The sequence below is a fragment of the Streptomyces sp. NPDC055506 genome (assembly GCF_053643595.1).
Genome location: NZ_JBSHKH010000003.1, coordinates 137119 through 151630 on the forward strand (window position 1 = coordinate 137119; position 14512 = coordinate 151630).

The 14512-nt window shown below is 74.2% G+C and carries 13 protein-coding genes; 2 read left to right on the top strand and 11 right to left on the bottom strand.

Going from position 1 to position 14512, the window contains the following annotated elements:
* The 10 genes from ACWIF2_RS02240 to ACWIF2_RS02285 form a co-directional block, all read right to left on the bottom strand.
* Positions 1–872: ATP-binding cassette domain-containing protein (locus tag ACWIF2_RS02240; protein WP_454358112.1), on the bottom strand; the 872-nt coding region annotated here is incomplete at its 3' end.
* Positions 869–1663: an ABC transporter permease gene (locus ACWIF2_RS02245; protein ID WP_454358113.1), complete on the bottom strand. Its 795-nt coding sequence runs from the start codon at positions 1661–1663 to the stop codon at positions 869–871. The genes ACWIF2_RS02240 and ACWIF2_RS02245, both read right to left, overlap by 4 nt.
* A complete protein-coding gene (locus ACWIF2_RS02250; protein ID WP_454358156.1) occupies positions 1660–2694 on the bottom strand; it encodes an ABC transporter permease in 1035 nt (344 codons plus the stop codon). Before ACWIF2_RS02250 ends, ACWIF2_RS02245 begins: the two co-directional genes overlap by 4 nt.
* 5 nt (positions 2695–2699) lie before the next feature.
* Positions 2700–4268, bottom strand: coding sequence for an ABC transporter substrate-binding protein (locus ACWIF2_RS02255; protein ID WP_454358114.1), 1569 nt, complete (start codon positions 4266–4268; stop codon positions 2700–2702).
* A gap of 24 nt (positions 4269–4292) precedes the next feature.
* Positions 4293–5105, bottom strand: coding sequence for a class I SAM-dependent DNA methyltransferase (locus ACWIF2_RS02260; RefSeq protein ID WP_454358116.1), 813 nt, complete (start codon positions 5103–5105; stop codon positions 4293–4295).
* Positions 5102–6325, bottom strand: coding sequence for an MFS transporter (locus tag ACWIF2_RS02265; RefSeq protein ID WP_454358117.1), 1224 nt, complete (start codon positions 6323–6325; stop codon positions 5102–5104). Before ACWIF2_RS02265 ends, ACWIF2_RS02260 begins: the two co-directional genes overlap by 4 nt.
* Entirely contained in the window at positions 6309–7361 is a 1053-nt protein-coding gene (locus ACWIF2_RS02270) for a mandelate racemase/muconate lactonizing enzyme family protein (RefSeq protein ID WP_454358118.1), read from the bottom strand. Before ACWIF2_RS02270 ends, ACWIF2_RS02265 begins: the two co-directional genes overlap by 17 nt.
* Entirely contained in the window at positions 7358–8449 is a 1092-nt protein-coding gene (locus tag ACWIF2_RS02275) for a PLP-dependent cysteine synthase family protein (RefSeq protein ID WP_454358119.1), read from the bottom strand. The genes ACWIF2_RS02270 and ACWIF2_RS02275 overlap by 4 nt, the downstream gene beginning before the upstream one ends.
* Positions 8446–9285: a Rossmann-like domain-containing protein gene (locus ACWIF2_RS02280; protein ID WP_454358120.1), complete on the bottom strand. Its 840-nt coding sequence runs from the start codon at positions 9283–9285 to the stop codon at positions 8446–8448. The genes ACWIF2_RS02275 and ACWIF2_RS02280 overlap by 4 nt, the downstream gene beginning before the upstream one ends.
* Positions 9282–10538 carry an ATP-grasp domain-containing protein gene (locus ACWIF2_RS02285; RefSeq protein WP_454358121.1) on the bottom strand — a complete coding sequence of 419 codons (1257 nt, stop codon included), beginning with the start codon at positions 10536–10538 and terminating at the stop codon, positions 9282–9284. The genes ACWIF2_RS02280 and ACWIF2_RS02285 overlap by 4 nt, the downstream gene beginning before the upstream one ends.
* 91 nt (positions 10539–10629) lie before the next feature.
* Between ACWIF2_RS02285 and ACWIF2_RS02290 the strand changes: the two genes are divergently transcribed.
* Positions 10630–12120 carry an alpha/beta hydrolase gene (locus ACWIF2_RS02290; RefSeq protein ID WP_454358123.1) on the top strand — a complete coding sequence of 497 codons (1491 nt, stop codon included), beginning with the start codon at positions 10630–10632 and terminating at the stop codon, positions 12118–12120.
* Between the two features lie 12 nt (positions 12121–12132).
* Here the strand turns inward: ACWIF2_RS02290 and ACWIF2_RS02295 are convergent, their stop codons facing one another.
* On the bottom strand, positions 12133–13194 hold the full coding sequence (locus ACWIF2_RS02295; protein WP_454358124.1) for a peptidoglycan recognition protein family protein: 1062 nt from the start codon (positions 13192–13194) through the stop codon (positions 12133–12135).
* A gap of 634 nt (positions 13195–13828) precedes the next feature.
* On the opposite strand from ACWIF2_RS02295, the gene ACWIF2_RS02300 reads away from it, so the two are divergent.
* The gene (locus tag ACWIF2_RS02300; protein ID WP_454358125.1) at positions 13829–14455 is read left to right on the top strand and encodes a hypothetical protein; all 627 of its coding nucleotides are present in this window, start codon (positions 13829–13831) and stop codon (positions 14453–14455) included.
* The last annotated feature ends 57 nt before the right edge of the window (positions 14456–14512 follow it).

Here is a 14512-nt window from a genome sequence, read left to right on the forward strand (position 1 = left end):
GCACGGACAGGGGCCAGGCTGTTGTCCTCCTGAGCCCGGGCGGCCAGGTCACGTACGCGCGAGGCGGGGTCGGGGATGGAGGCAGGGCCGTTCTGCGGCGAGTCGGCGTCGGCCTCGTCGGCGAGGGCCGGGACGTGTTCGGCGAGCAGGCGGTGGGTCCATTCGTGGCGGGGGGCGTGCCACAGGCGTTGGGTGGGGCCCGATTCGATGACGCGGCCCGTGCGCAGGACGAGGACCTCGTCGGCGAGTGCGCGGACCACGTCCAGGTCGTGGCTGAGCAGGACGACCCCGATGCCGCGGGCCGCGACCGCCGCCAGCCGGCCGACGATGCCGCGCTTGGTGAGCGCGTCCTGGCCGGTGGTGGGTTCGTCGGCGACGATGACGCGGGCGCCGAGGAGGAGGGCCTGGGCGAGCACGACGCGTTGCTGCTGGCCGCCGGAGAGCTGGTGGGGGTGGCGACGCAACAGGGTCTCGGCGTCGGGGAGTTGCGCGGCTGCCAGCGCTTCGCGTACCCGCTCCCGAGCCGCCGCGCGGCGCTGTGCGCGGGGCAGGTGACGTACCTGGGCGCGGGCGATGTCGTCGAGCAGGGCGCTGACCCGGCGGGCCGGGTTGAGGACCGCGGCGGGGTGCTGGGGCACGTACCCGACCGGGCCGTCACCGGGCCGGCGCACCTCCCCGGTGACCCGGGCGCCGGCCGGATACTCCCCCAGCAGCGCGAGGCCGGTGGTGGTCTTGCCGCTCCCGGAGGCACCGACCAGGGCGGTCACCCGGCCGGGGAGCACCCGCAGGTCCACCCCGTCGACGATGGCCCGGCCGGCGATCTCCACGCGCAGCTCACGGATCTCGGCGACCGGATCGGTCTCTTGGCTCACGGGCGTCGCCCTTTCTTGTCCAGTGCGGCGTCGAAGAGCAGGTTGGTGCCTGTCGTCAGGGCAACGATCAGCAGGGCGGGCACGACCACGGCCCAGGGCTGGATGAACAGACCCGTGCGGTTGCGGTCGACCATCACCGCCCAGTCGGCGGCGTCCGGGGCGACCCCCACGCCGAGGAACGCGGCCGTGGACACCAGATACAGCACGCCGGTCAGCCGGATCCCCGCGTCGGCGGCCAGGGTGCGCAGGGCGCAGCGGCCGACGTAGCCGACGGCGACGCGCCACCACGACTCGCCCTGCATACGCAGCGCCTCCACGGCGGGCCGGGCCGCCGCCTCGGCCCCGGCGGCCCGTACGATCCGGGCGGCGTCGGGCACGTTCACCAGCCCGACGAGCAGCGCGAGGCCGGCCGCGCCCGGCGAGAACACGGACGCCACCAGCAGGATCAGCAGCAGCGACGGCACGGCGAGCAGCACGTCCAGCGGCCGCATCAGCAGCTCCTCCAGCCACCGTGCGCGGGTGACAGCGGCGGCCAGTCCGACCGGCAGGGCGACGACGTAGGCGAGGGCCGTCGCGGCGAGCGCGGTCAGCACGACCGTACGGCCGCCGTGCAGCACCTGCTGCCAGACGTCCCGGCCGACGAAGTCGGTGCCGAGCCAGTGGCCGCCGCCGAGGGTGAAGGAGACGCCGCGCGGGCCCGGGTCACCGGCGAACACGGGCCCCAGGAGGGCGAGGAGCAGGGGGACCGCGACGACGGCGAGGCCGAGCAGCAGCCGGCGCGGGACCCTCACGCCGCCACCCCCGCCCGCGGCGTCAGCCGGTACGCCACCACGTCCGCGCCCAGGTTCAGTACGACGGTCAGCACGCCGAACACCACCGCCAGCCCCTGCACCACCGGCACGTCCCGCTCGGCGACCGCGTTGAGGAGGACCGTGCCCAGGCCGGGGATCACGAAGAGCGCCTCCACGACGATGACCCCGCACAGCAGCCAGTCGACGGTGCGGGCGAGTTGCTGCGCGGCCGGGGCGAGCGCGTTGGGCAGGGCGTGGGCGTAGCGGACGCGCGCGCCCGGGACGCCGTAGCGGCGGGCGTGGGCGGCGTAGGGCGAGGCGAGGGCGTCGACCATGCCGGCCCGGACCAGGCGGGACAGGGAGCAGACCGGGCGGGCCAGCAGGACCAGCACCGGCAGGACGAGCACGGCCGGGTGGCCGAGCAGGTCTGTGCCGTAGCCCACCGCCGTCGGCGGCAGCCAGGCCAGTTTCAGCGCGACGACCGTCACCAGCAGCACCCCGAGGGCGAATTCGGGTACGGCGTACACGGCGAGCGTCACGGAGCTGATCAGCCGGTCGATCAGCCGCCCCTCGTGGCGGGCGGCGAGCACGCCGAGCCCGAAGCCGAGCGGGACGAGCAGGGCGACGGTGAGCGCGGCCAGCAGCAGGCTCGGGCCGAAGCCGGCGGCGATGTAGTCGGCGACCGGGCGGCCGGAGGTCAGGGAGGTTCCGAAGTCGCCGTGCGGCAGGCCCGCGGCCCAGCTCAGCAGCCGTTCGTGGTCGGGCCGGTCCAGGTCCATCGCCTCGCGGATCGCCGCGACGCGCGCCGGGTCCGGCTGGTCGCCGGCGAGGGCCACGGCGGCGTCGCCCGGGAGGGCCTCGGTGAGAGCGAAGACCAGCAGCACGACGGCCACGGTCTGTACCAAGCCGAGGGTGAGGCGCCGGACGACGAAGGATGTGCCGCGGTCTGCCGTCTGTCGGCTGCCGCGCCGTCGTGGTTGATCGCGCCCCGCGGCGGAGCCGCATGTCGTTACAGCCCCGCGCCCCTTCAGGTCCCTCACGTCAGCCATACTTTGTCGAAGCGGGCCCAGTCGAGGGTGTTGGCGGGCGCCCGCGTCTCCACTCCCCTCACCGCGCGGGCCGTTCCCAGGATCCAGTCGGCGAAGCCCCAGACGAGGAAGCCGCCCTCGGTGTACAGGCGGCGCTGCATCCGCTCGTAGACGGCGGCCCGCTCGGTCTTGTCGCGGGTGGACTGCGCCTGCTGGTAGAGGGCGTCGAAGTCCTTGTGCCGCCAGTGGGTGGCGTTGGTCGTGGAGTCGGTGAGCAGCCGCTGGGAGATGTGGGCCTCGATGGGCATGGCGCCGGAGCGGTAGCAGCACAGGGTGCCGCCGTCGAGGATGTCGCTCCAGTAGGAGTCCTTGCTGCCCGTCTTCACGTCGATCGTGACGCCGGCCTTGGCGGCCTGGTCGCGGAAGATGCCGGCCGCCTCGGTGAAGCCGGCGGCGACGGCGGAGGTGTCCAGGGTGACCTTCAGCTTCTCGGCGCCGGCCTTCTTCAGCAGGGCGCGGGCGCGGTCGAGGTCCTGCTCGCGCTGGGGCAGACCGTCGGCGTAGTACTCGTAGCCCTTGCCGAACAGGTCGTTGCCCGCCTCGCCCGCGCCGGACAGGGCACCGTCGACGAGTTCCTTCCGGTCGGCGATGAGGAAGAACGCCTCGCGCACCCGCCGGTCGTCGAAGGGCGGCCGGTCGGTCTTCATGCAGAACGCCTGCATGGCGCTGTTGCGCAGCCGGACGATCTCGATCTGTCCCCGGCCCTCGTGGGCGCGGGCGGTGGTGGGGTTGAGTTCGTGGGCGTACTCCACCTGGCCCGCGAGGAGGGCGTTGACGCGCGCGGACTCCTCGTTGGCGACCACGAATTCGAGCTCGTCGAGGTAGGGGGCGCCGTCCCAGTAGGCCTCGTGGCGGCGGAAGACGGCGGAGCGGCCGGGCGCGAAGGAGACGAAGCGGAAGGGGCCGGAGCCGATCGGTCGCTTGTCGAAGTCGGTCGCGTGCTCGGGGACGATGTAGGCGCCGAACGCGGCCAGGACGTTGGGGAATTCGGCCGTGGGGCGCTTGAGGACGAACTCGACCGACCGCTCGCCGGTGGCGCGGCTGGCGTCGAAGTCGATGGGTTCCAAGGATGCCTTGGCGCGGTACGCCTGCTTCGGGTCGGCGATACGGCGGTAGCTGTGGAGGACGTCCTTCGCGGTGACCGGCCTGCCGTCGTGGAAGACGGCCTCGCGCAGGGTGACCCGCCAGCGGTCGAGGGTCTTGTTCGGCTCCCATCCGGCGGCGAGGCGGGGACTGGCGGAGAGGTCGGCGTCGTAGTCGGCGAGCTTGTCGTAGAGGGCCTTGGCGCGGGCGACGTCGGCGAACAGGTTCGCCAGGTGCGGGTCGAGGGTCTCGCTCGCGCCGCCGCCGGCGAAGGCGGCGCGCAGCCGTCCGCCGCGCTTCGGCGTTCCGCCGCTGCCACTGTCCGTCTTGTCGTCCGTGCCGCCGCCGCAGCCGGTGAGGGCGAGGGCCGCGGCGCCGGTGGTGGCGGCGAGGAAGCCGCGCCGGCGCAGGCCGGGAAGGTGTTCGTCGTGCATGGCTGGTCCTTCGTGTCGTTCGGGTCAGGGGGTGTGGAGGCGCGCGACGACGTGCAGCCGGTCCCCGTCGGTAGTGGTGCCGGGCGGCTCGCCCTGCCGCCAACGGGGTTCGGTGCGCGGGCCGGGCCCGTCGTGCAGTTCGAGCACCTCGAAGCCGTGCGCGGTGAGGAAGCGCCGTAGCTCCCGCGGGAACAGCAGTCGCCAGGCGGAGTGCTGTGCGACGGGCGGGGCGCCGTCGTCCGTGGTCCAGACGCGGGTACGGCGCAGGAGCTGGGCGGTGCGGTCGACGGTCAGCGTGGTGTCCGACCGGTAGGCCGTGCCCTGCCAGGCGAACTCGTCGACGATGGGCCGGTCGAGCAGGTCGGTGCGGCCGAGGAAGTAGGCGCCGTTGCGCATCTCGGCGACCAGCAGGCCGCCCGGGGTGAGGGCGTGGCGGCAGGAGGCGAGGAAGCCGTCGAGCTGGTCGTCGGTGTGGCAGTACAGCAGGGAGCTGTCCAGGCAGACGACCGCGTCGAAGGTGTCGCCGCCCAGGTCGAAGCCGTGCAGGTCGGCCCGGACGTACGCGGGGCCGGGATGGCGGGTGCGGGCGTGGGCGAGCATCGCCTCGGAGAGGTCGGCGCCGGTCACGGTCCGGCCGGACCGGTGCAGGGCGGCGGCGTCGCGGCCGGTGCCGCAGCCCAGGTCCAGGACGCGCGGCCCGGCCCCGTGGCGGCGCAGACAGTCCTCCGTCCACCGGGCGGCGAGCCGTTCCGGGTCGGGGAAGCGGGCCTCGTACAGTTCCGGGTGGTCGGTGAGGAGGTTGCCGGGCACGCCGCCACGGATGCGGAAGTCGCTCATGCGGTGCTCCGCTCGCGCACCGGCTCCGCGGGGGCCGGTATCGCCCCGCGGCGGTACAGCCACGCCACCGCGCCCGCCGAGACCAGCCCGAACAGCGCACAGCAGACCCACGGCAGCCAGGGCTGTCCGTCGCTCTGGCCCGTGTCCATGGCCCAGCCGACGGCCGTGTTGCCGAGGGCGGCGGCGACACCCGAGACGACGTAGAAGATCCCGAAGTACGTTCCGGTCAGCTCGGGCCGGCCGAAGCGCGGGATCAGCTCCATCACGAACGGCTGCGCGATCATGATGCCGAGGTAGAGCAGCAGCGCACCCGCCAGGACGGGCACGGCTCCCGCCATGAGGGCCGGCGGCAGGAAGGCGAGGCCCATCACCGCCAGCCCGACGCCTATCCAACGCGCCCTGTCACCACGGGTCTTGAGACGCTTGGTGATCCTCAGCTGAAGCGCCAGGTTGGCGATCGTACCGACGAGGAAGACGATGCCCGCCGCCCCGTCCCAGCCGGTCGCCTCCCTGGCCCCGGCGGGCAGCAGCAGATACAGCTGGTTCTCCAGGGTGAACATGCCGACCATGGCGAGCGCGAAGGCCACGAAGGGCCGGTTGCCGAGCACTTCGCGCCAGTCCCCGAGGACGCCGCCGCCGCTCGGCTCGACCTTCCGCGCGGGCAGGACGAGGGCCTGCGCCACGGTGAGGACGGCGAAGATCCCGGCCGCGGTGAGCGCGGACGTGCGGAAGTCGACGAGGAGCAGGGCGCTGCCCAGCAGCGGGCCGATGAGCGCTCCGGCCGTGGCGAACACGTTGAACAGCGCGAACGCCTCCGCCTTGCGCTCCCCCGCCTCCTGCGCGAGATAGGCCCGCACGGCCGGGTTGAACAGCGCCCCCGCGAGCCCGCTCAGCACGGACGCGGCGAGCAGCACCGCCAGCCCGTCGCCGAGGGCGAACAGCGCGAACCCGAGGGTGCGTAGGGCACAGCCCGCGATGATGACGCCGCGTGCGCCGAGCCGGTCGGAGGCGGAGCCGCCGATGATGAACAGGCCCTGCTGGCTGAGGTTGCGGACCCCGAGGACGATGCCGACGACCGCCGCCGACAGGCCGAGGTTCTCGGTGAGGTGGGTGGCGAGGTAGGGGATGAGCAGGTAGAAGCCGGTGTTGACGCCGAGCTGGTTGACCAGCAGGAGCCGTACGGCGAGCGGGAAGCGACGTATCTCATGCCACGTGCGCACGGACCGCCACCTCCTGGACGCCCAGACCGGGAAGGCCACTGGTGCGGACGACGCCGTCGGCGCCGCCGATGCCGGTCCACGGGTCGTGGGCGAGCAGCAGATGCCCGTCGAGGTCGGTCCAGCGGGCCCGGTCGGCCAGGTGGACGGCGGGGGCGAGTCCGAGGGTGCTGGCGGTCAGGCAGCCGAGCATCAGGCCGGTGCCGCTGCCCTCGATCAGCTCGGCGACGCGCAGGGCCGCGTGTACGCCGCCGCACTTGGCGAGCTTGACGTTGACGCCCTGGACGCGTCCTGCGAGGCGGCGGACGTCCTCCGGGGTCACGGCGTCCTCGTCGGCGATGACGGGCAGCGGTGCGCGCTCCGCGAGGGCGGCCAGGGCGTCCGGGTCGCCTGGCGGGACGGGCTGTTCGACGGCTTCCACGCCGAGGTCGGCGAAGCGCGGCAGCAGGGCGTCCGCCAGCGCCACGGACCAGGCGCCGTTGGGGTCGAGGAGCAGCCGGGCCCGGGGAGCGGCGTCGCGGATGACGCGCACGCGCTCGATGTCGTCCTCGGGGTCGGGGGCGCCCGCCTTGACCTTGATGACCTCGAAGCCGCTCGCGGCGAGCCGCCGGGCCTCGGCCGCCGCCCGGGCCAGGGGCGTGATGCCGATGGTGCGGGCGGTCGCGGCGACGGGCGGGGCGGTGGCCCCGAGGAGACGGTGCACGGGGACGCCCGCGCGCTTGCCGGCCAGGTCGAGCAGCGCCGACTCGACGGCGGCGGTGACCGCGGGCGGGACGTCAGTCGCGGGCCACTCCCCCGCCCGCAGGGCCTCCAGCGCGCTCTCCGGGTCGGCGAAACGGCTCAGGTCGACGGCGGAGAGGAGCCGTTCGAGCGTCTCGGTGCCGAGCCCGTAGTACACGCTGGTGACGGCCTCTCCGTGGCCGCGCAGTCCGTCGTGCTCGACGGTCAGCCATACGGCGTCGCGTGCGGTCATGGTGGAACGGGAGATGCGCAGCGGCTCGGCGAGTTCGAGGCGTACGGTGCGCAGGCTGGACTTCACGGGCTCTCTTTCTTCGGCGGGGCGGGGGCGGCGAGCGGGTCGCTGACGCGGGTGCAGCGGACCCAGCCGGCGGCCTCCGCCGCGTACGGGTGCGGTATCTCGACGGGCCGGGTGGCCGCGGCGCACGGGTCGAGGCCGTGGGCGGCGGTGAAGTCGTCGTCGTAGACCGTGCCGAGGTAGCGGTGCGGGCCGTCGGGGAAGACGGTGGCGACGACCGCCCCTGGGTGGACGCGGGCGGCCCAGGCGGCGACCCGGGCGGCGGCTCCGGTGGACCAGCCGCCGCTGACGAAGGCGCCCCGCGCGAGCCGGCGGCAGCTGTCGACGGCCTCGGCCGGGCCGACCCAGTGGACCTCGTCGAAGGCCTCGTAGGCGACGTTGCGCGGGTGGATGCTGCTGCCCAGGCCGCGCATCAGCCGGGGCCGGGCGGGCTGGCCGAAGATGGTGGAGCCGGTGGCGTCGACGCCGATGAGCCGCAGGGCGGGCCAGTGCCGGCGCAGCGGGCCGATGATGCCGGCGCTGTGGCCGCCGGTGCCGACGCTGCACACCAGGATGTCCAGATGGTCGAGTTCGACGGCGATTTCGGCCGCCAGGGAGGCGTAACCGGCGGTGTTGTCGGGGTTGTTGTACTGGTCGGGCCAGTAGGCGCCGGGCAGTTCGGCCAGCAGTTCCCGCAGCCGGGCGAGGCGCGCGGCCTGCCAGCCACCCCGCTCCGCAGGGCGGTCGGCGATCTCCAGCCGCACCCCGTGGGAGCGCAGCAACTGGCGCATGGACGGCTCCAGTTCCCGGTCGCCGACCAGCACGACGGGATGCCCGAGGGCCTGTCCGGCGAAGGCGAGCCCGATGCCGAGGGTGCCGGAGGTGGACTCCACCACCGGGGCGCCGGGCAGCAGTTCGCCGCGCTCGCGGGCGCCCAGCAGCATCGAAACGGCGGCCCGGGCCTTCATCCCGCCCGCGGCGAGCCCTTCGAGCTTGGCCCAGAAGCCGGGGTGCGGGCCCGGCAGGTCGGCGGTGATACGGGCCAGCGGGGTACGGCCGACCAGGGAGAGCAGCTCCCGTCGCGCGGCCGGTCGCAGCGCGGTCGCGGTCATCGCCCGCCTCCCGGACAGGAGCCGTCGTAGCGGTGCAGGACACCGGGGCCGCCGTCGAGCCAGAAGAACGGGTACGGCTCCGCGCACACGGCGCTGACGCCCTGCCCGAGGAAGCGCGGCAGCACAGCGCTCCCGGTCTGGGCGAACATCACCAGTTGCTTGCCGTGCGCCAGCGCGTGCCGCCGCAGCGGTTCGAAGGTGCCGTTGCCCAGGGTCATGCCGGAGACGAGCAGCGCGTCACACCGGCCCGCCGCGGCGAGCGCGTCGGTGACGACCGGCTCGTCCCACTCGGTCGCGCCGCCCTTGAGGTCACACGGGATGTACCGCAGGCCGTGCGAACGCAGCGCCTCCAGAAGGGAGTTGACCACTCCCACCACGAGCACGGTGGCTCCGGGCGGCAGGTCGAGCAGGCCGACGACCACCTGAGCCCGGGCCCGGGACTTCTCCAGGGACGACCCTGCGGGCAGCGGGACGGGGTCGGCCCCGTTCGCCGGGGTGTGCGGCAGGACGTGCGTCAGATAGGCGTCGAGGGCCGCCACCCGCACCGCCGGCAGCGGATGCTCCAGCAGCCGGGCCACGTCCGCGCCCACACACTCCTCGACCGCGCTGTCGGGCAGCGCCCCGGGTTCGACCGCGCAGGAGCCGACCGCCTCGGCGAGGCGCAGGCTGAGCACCTCGTTGCGGTAGCCGGTGCCCCGTCCGGCGTGCCGGACGGCCTGCCGGGTGGTGAAGGCGACCGCGACGCGCAGCGTGCCCGGGTCGGGTCCGAGGGCCCCGGCGCGCACCTGGTCCACGAGGCCGTCGTACGAGTGGCGGGTGCCGGTGAGCGCGGTCATCGGATCACCAGTCCGGCCCGCAGCCCGTCCAGCAGGGTCTCGACGCGTGCGCGGGCGCCGGGTCCTTCGGCGTCGCCGGCCATGACGTGCCCCAGGTACTCGTTGTTGCTGCCCGCCGCCTGCACCGCCCGCCCGGGTTCGGCCAGTTGTGCCTCCAGCACACCCGGCAGGTCGAGCACGCCCTCGCCGTCCAGGGCTTCGAGGGTGCCCGTGGTGTCCGGCACCAGGAAGCCGACGGCCGCGCTGCGCAGCCCGGTGTCCGTGTGCCGCAAGTCGGGTGCGCGGCCCAGGGCGACGTCCACGAAGGCGGCGGCCAGGTCGATCCCGGTGACGTGCCGTACGAGTTCGGTGATGCGGTTCCCGGCGGGCCGGGGGTTGACCTCGACCACGCGCGGCCCGGCGGAGGTCAGTTTGATCTCCGTGTGGGCCACGACCCCGTCGGTCAGTCCGAGGGCCTTGAGGGCGGCCAGCGCGGTCTGTTCGGCGGCCTCGGCGTCGGCGAGGGACAGCGCGGCCGGGAACATGTGCCCGGTCTCGACGAAGGCGGGCGCCCCGCCGACGCTCTTGTCGGTCACACCCACCACCTGGACCGCGCCCGCGTACGACACCGTCTCGACGCTCACCTCGGGGCCGTCCAGCAGCTCTTCGAGCAGCACCTCGGGCGTCCGCCGCTGGCCGCGGGCGTTGACCGGGAAGCCGGCCAGGGCCCGGCAGGCGGCGGCGAGTTCGGCCTCGTCGTCCACGCGGCGCACGTACATGCCCGCGCACAGGTCGACGGGTTTGACGACCAGCGGGTAGCCGATGTCCCGCGCGGCCCGCGCGATGTCGGCCCATTCCTCCCGGACGGCGAAGCGCGGGCCCGGCACCCCCGCGTCGGCGAGGACGCGGCGGGTGGCGTCCTTCCGGCAGGCGTTCCGCACCGCCTCGGGCCCGGGGCCGGGCAGACCGAGGCGCTCGGCGATCCGTGCCACGGCCGGCAGGTAGTAGTCGCAGGACGTGACGACCCCGTCGAAGCCGAGCACCCCGTGCAGCCGCTCGACCTCGGGCAGCAGCGCCTCGACGTCGTTGGTGTCGGCGGTGATGACGTTGCGGGCGCCGAGCAGCGGATGGGCCGTTCCCTCCGGGGCCGAGCGCAGGTAGTGGTGCAGGTCACGGGTGAGGAACGTGAACGCGTGCCCGTTCTCCCGGATCGCCCGCGGCAGCAGTCGGCTCATGGACCCGACCCAGCTCTCGACCACCAACAGATGAGCCACAACTCCCCCTTTCAAAAGGTTGCCACCCGTAGACGCTATCGATAATCATTTTCATTGTCATCTTCTTGAGTGAAGTTCCCCGGAGACTCTCTTGACTCGTTCTCTGCGCCGCACCGCGCTCCTGTGCGCTCTCACGGCCACCACAGCCGTGCTCCCCGCGGGCCCGGTCCGGGCGGCCGCGCCGCCCACGCGCCTCCGCTTCTCGGCCTGCCCGGACTCAGTCCCCCGCCCGGCGGCACCGGACCGGGTCGAGTGCGGGCGGCTCACGGTGCCGCTGGACTGGCACCGTCCCTCCGGGGCGCGCATCGAGGTGGCGGTCTCACGGGTCCGCGCCTCGGGCACCCCCGCCGAACGACGCGGCATCCTGCTGGTCAACCCCGGCGGCCCGGGCGGCTCCGGGCTCCCCTACGCGGTCACGAAGCGGGCCAAGCTCCCCGAGAGCGTGCGGCGCGCCTACGACGTGGTCGGCTTCGACCCGCGCGGCGTCGGACGGAGCACCCCGGTCTCCTGCGGCCCGATGGGCGGCCTCTTCGACAGCCCGGGCCCCGACCCGGTGCCGGCCGGGCCCCGGGCGGAGCGGGCGTACCTGTCGTCGCTGCGCTCCCTTGCCGACGACTGCGCGACGCACGCGGGCCGGCTGCTGCCCCATCTGTCCACCGAGCAGACGGCGTACGACATGGACGCGATACGCCGGGCCCTCGGCGAACCGCGGACGAGCTTCCTCGGCGTCTCCTACGGGAGTTGGCTCGGCGCCGCCTACACCGCCCGCTTCCCGCACCGCGTCGGCCGGATGGTGCTGGACAGCGTGGTGGGGCCGTGGGACTGGTACGACTTCGACGTGATCCAGAGCCGGGCCCTGCTGCGTCAGCGCGGAACGTTCTTCTCCTGGACGGCCGCCCATGGGGAGCGTTTCGGCCTGGGAGGGACCCCGGGAGCGGTGCGGGAGGCGTATCTGCGGGTGCGCCGGGGACTCACCGCGCGGCCGGTGGCGGGTTTCGGCCCGGCGGAGTTCGACCGGGCCGTGTACCGCGCGCTGGGCCGCACCGAACGCTGGGAGGGCCTCGCCGACGGACTGCGCGGCTACCTGGCCGACGGCGACCCGGACGGGCTGCGCCCGGCCGGCGCCTTCGACAGCCCGGAGTCACAGAACTACGAATCGGCCAACCGCGTCGTCAAGTGCGCCGACGGGCCGGGCCCCAGCCCCCGCGACATCGTCACGGACCTCCGCCGCACCCGCCGGCTCGACCCGCAGCCGGTCCTGACGGGCATGGAGGCGAGCGCCTGCGCCTACTGGCACCACCGGCCGGGCCACCGCACCCCGCTCGGCAGTCCGGACGCGCCGCCGGTCCTCCTCGTCGCCTCCGCGCACGACCCCGTCACGCCCGTCGAGGGTGCCCGCGGGCTGCGGCGCCTGCTGCCGGGCGCCCGCCTGGTCACCCTCGAGAACGACTACTCCCACGGCGTGTTCGCGAGCCGTGGCGACGCGTGTGTGGACGACACCGTGGCCGCCTACCTGGTGCGCGGAACCGTGCCGTCGGCGGACGTGCGCTGCACGGGCCCGGGCCTGCCGGTGGTCCGGTAGCGAGCGCCGGCCTCAGGCCTCCTTCCACACCAGCACGGTCAGTACCGCGTTGGCGACGGTGACCGGCACGGCGGCCTGGCTCAGCAGCCGCACCCGCATGCTGCGCCCCGAGGCGAGCCGCTTCGTCAGGGGCAGGACCACGAAGCTGCCGCCGCCGGTCCCGGCGATCTCGTGGATCGGGTGGTCCGCCCGGTGCTCGTCGCCCTCGTACTCCGACATGCGCGCCTGCACGACCGCACCCGCCGGAAGACCGTCGATCTGGAGGCTGAGGGTCCCGCTGAAGCGGGCCGGGCCTCGGGCGAACACGCTCCCGCCGGTGGCGTGGTGGCCGGTCTCGTCGGTCCACTCCGTGGTGAACTCGACCGAGTCCCAGGCGCCGGGCGCGAGCTCGTACTCCCCGACGACACCTAAGTTGACGTACTGGGGCATGGGGTCCTCTCCTTCCCACCGGCCCGCCGGGAGGGCCAGGGCGTCGGCGACATCACGGCGGAAGTCGGCCATGTCGAATCCGCGCGGGTCGACCTTCCAGTCGCTCCATTCCAGGTGACCGATCGCGCTCTTGTGGCCCCAGCCGTGCGCGCGGCAGACCGCGGCGGTGGCCTTGACCATGGCGAGGTACTGCTCGCGCGGCCACGGGTCCCTGCCGTCGCCCTTGTTCTCGCACTCCCAGCCGTAGAAGCGGGCGTTGCCGTCGACCGCGCCGGCCGAACCGTCGTGCTCGTGCGTAGGCGGCGGGTACGTGCCGTACGACTCTCCTATGACGGCGTTCAGCACGTCACCGTCGCCGCCGCCGGCGTGGTTGGCCCGGCCGTTGCCGGTCAGGTGGACGACACCGTCCTTGGTGATGCACCCGGTGGCGAGCGGACCGGGCAGGGCGCTGTGGCCGTCGTAGATCAACCCGACGACGTCCGTGCCCGGTCCGGTGACGGTGTGGTGGATCATCACGCCATGTACAGGGCCCCAGGGGCCTATGTGATTACGGTTGTTGGTGCGCCAGCCACTGACCTCGTGGACGGCGCAGCCCTCGGCCTTCAGCGCGGCGACGAGCCGGGTGGCGGTGAGTGGTGTGGCCATGCTTCGGTCCTCCGTTTCGGCGCGCTCACGCCGGTCCGAAGACTGCGGGCCCGGCGGCGGAGCGTGCCTGCGGAACGCCTCGCCCGAACCTGCCCTGGAAACTCGCCAGGCCCTCACTCACCATTGTTCCGCCGCTTGCCTCCCCGCTCACCTCGCCGTGCCCCCGCACACAAATTCGGCGGGATTACGCCCCTGCCGCCCCTGCCGCAGCCGGCGGGGCGGGGCTCTGTCAGTGGCCCGGCGTAGGGTCCGCTCCCATGAACCTCCCCGCCGACCCGGTCTCCACGCTGAGCCACGCCGGCGCGCTCACCGAACCGGAGTCGGACCCGCCCCTCCCCCGACGGCCGGTCTTCCCGGACTACGCCGAAAGTACCGTCCCGGAACCCACACATCGCGTCACCGAGGGAGGGACGCGGGGACTCGCCTTCGTCCGCACCGGCCGCCCCCGTCCCGAACCGCTGCCGGACCAGCCGGACGTGGCGTTCGCCGCGGGGCTGACGCCGGGCGAGATGCTGCGCCGGCTCGGCGCCGTGCCCGCCACCGTCCGGCCGCGCGACCGCCGGCAGGCCCAGCGGGCGGTGGAGTCGGCCTGGGCCGCGCACCGGCCCCTGGTCCGTGCGGGCACCGTCGACGAATGGGCCTACGCCACGATCGAGGGCGGCGCCGCGCAGTTCGGCCCGGATCCACCGCCGCCTACACCGCCTTCCTGGCCGTCCTGGAAGGGGAGTTCGGGATCGCCTACGACCCGGACGCGGAAGGGCCGACGGAGCTGACCAGCGCTCTTGTGCTGCCCCTTCTCGACGACCTGCCGGAGCGGGAACCCGAGGCGTGCGTACGGGACTTCGACCTGGCCGGGCTCGTGGAGCGCACCCCGACCCGGCGACTGCGCACCGCCGTCGCGGCCCAGCTGGCCCGGCTGGCGGCCGAGACGCACCTCGACACCCACCCGGAGGTGAGGGAGGCCCTCGACCGGATCCGGCACGGCCTGCCGGTCGACTGCGACCAGGACGATCCCCTGGCCCTGCGGATACGGACCCTGGCCGCGGAGGTGCACGCGACCAGGGCGACGCTGTCCGGCGGCGACGGCGGACCACCCGTGTCCGAAAACGACCTCACCGCGTGGGTCGCGCGAAACGACGCGGCCGACGCGCTACGAACCTTCCTCCGGCTCCCGCTGCCCGTCGCCGCCGAGGCGGTCCTCCAGCAGCGGATCTCGCCCCACTGGCGGGACGAACTCGCGGCCGACCTGCGCGACACCTGAGCCGGCCGAAGTCTGCCTTCGGCTGCCGGCGACAGGGGCGCCTCTCGGCCCCCGCCC

Excerpts from the sequence above, each read along its gene's own strand:
- ACWIF2_RS02280 (WP_454358120.1), bottom strand. The coding sequence starts at position 9,285 with ATGACCGCGCTCACCGGCACCCGCCACTCGTACGACGGCCTCGTGGAC.
- ACWIF2_RS02295 (WP_454358124.1), bottom strand. The coding sequence starts at position 13,194 with ATGGCCACACCACTCACCGCCACCCGGCTCGTCGCCGCGCTGAAGGCC.
- ACWIF2_RS02275 (WP_454358119.1), bottom strand. The coding sequence starts at position 8,449 with ATGACCGCGACCGCGCTGCGACCGGCCGCGCGACGGGAGCTGCTCTCC.
- ACWIF2_RS02255 (WP_454358114.1), bottom strand. The coding sequence starts at position 4,268 with ATGCACGACGAACACCTTCCCGGCCTGCGCCGGCGCGGCTTCCTCGCC.
- ACWIF2_RS02260 (WP_454358116.1), bottom strand. The coding sequence starts at position 5,105 with ATGAGCGACTTCCGCATCCGTGGCGGCGTGCCCGGCAACCTCCTCACC.
- ACWIF2_RS02300 (WP_454358125.1), top strand. The coding sequence starts at position 13,829 with ATGGGCCTACGCCACGATCGAGGGCGGCGCCGCGCAGTTCGGCCCGGA.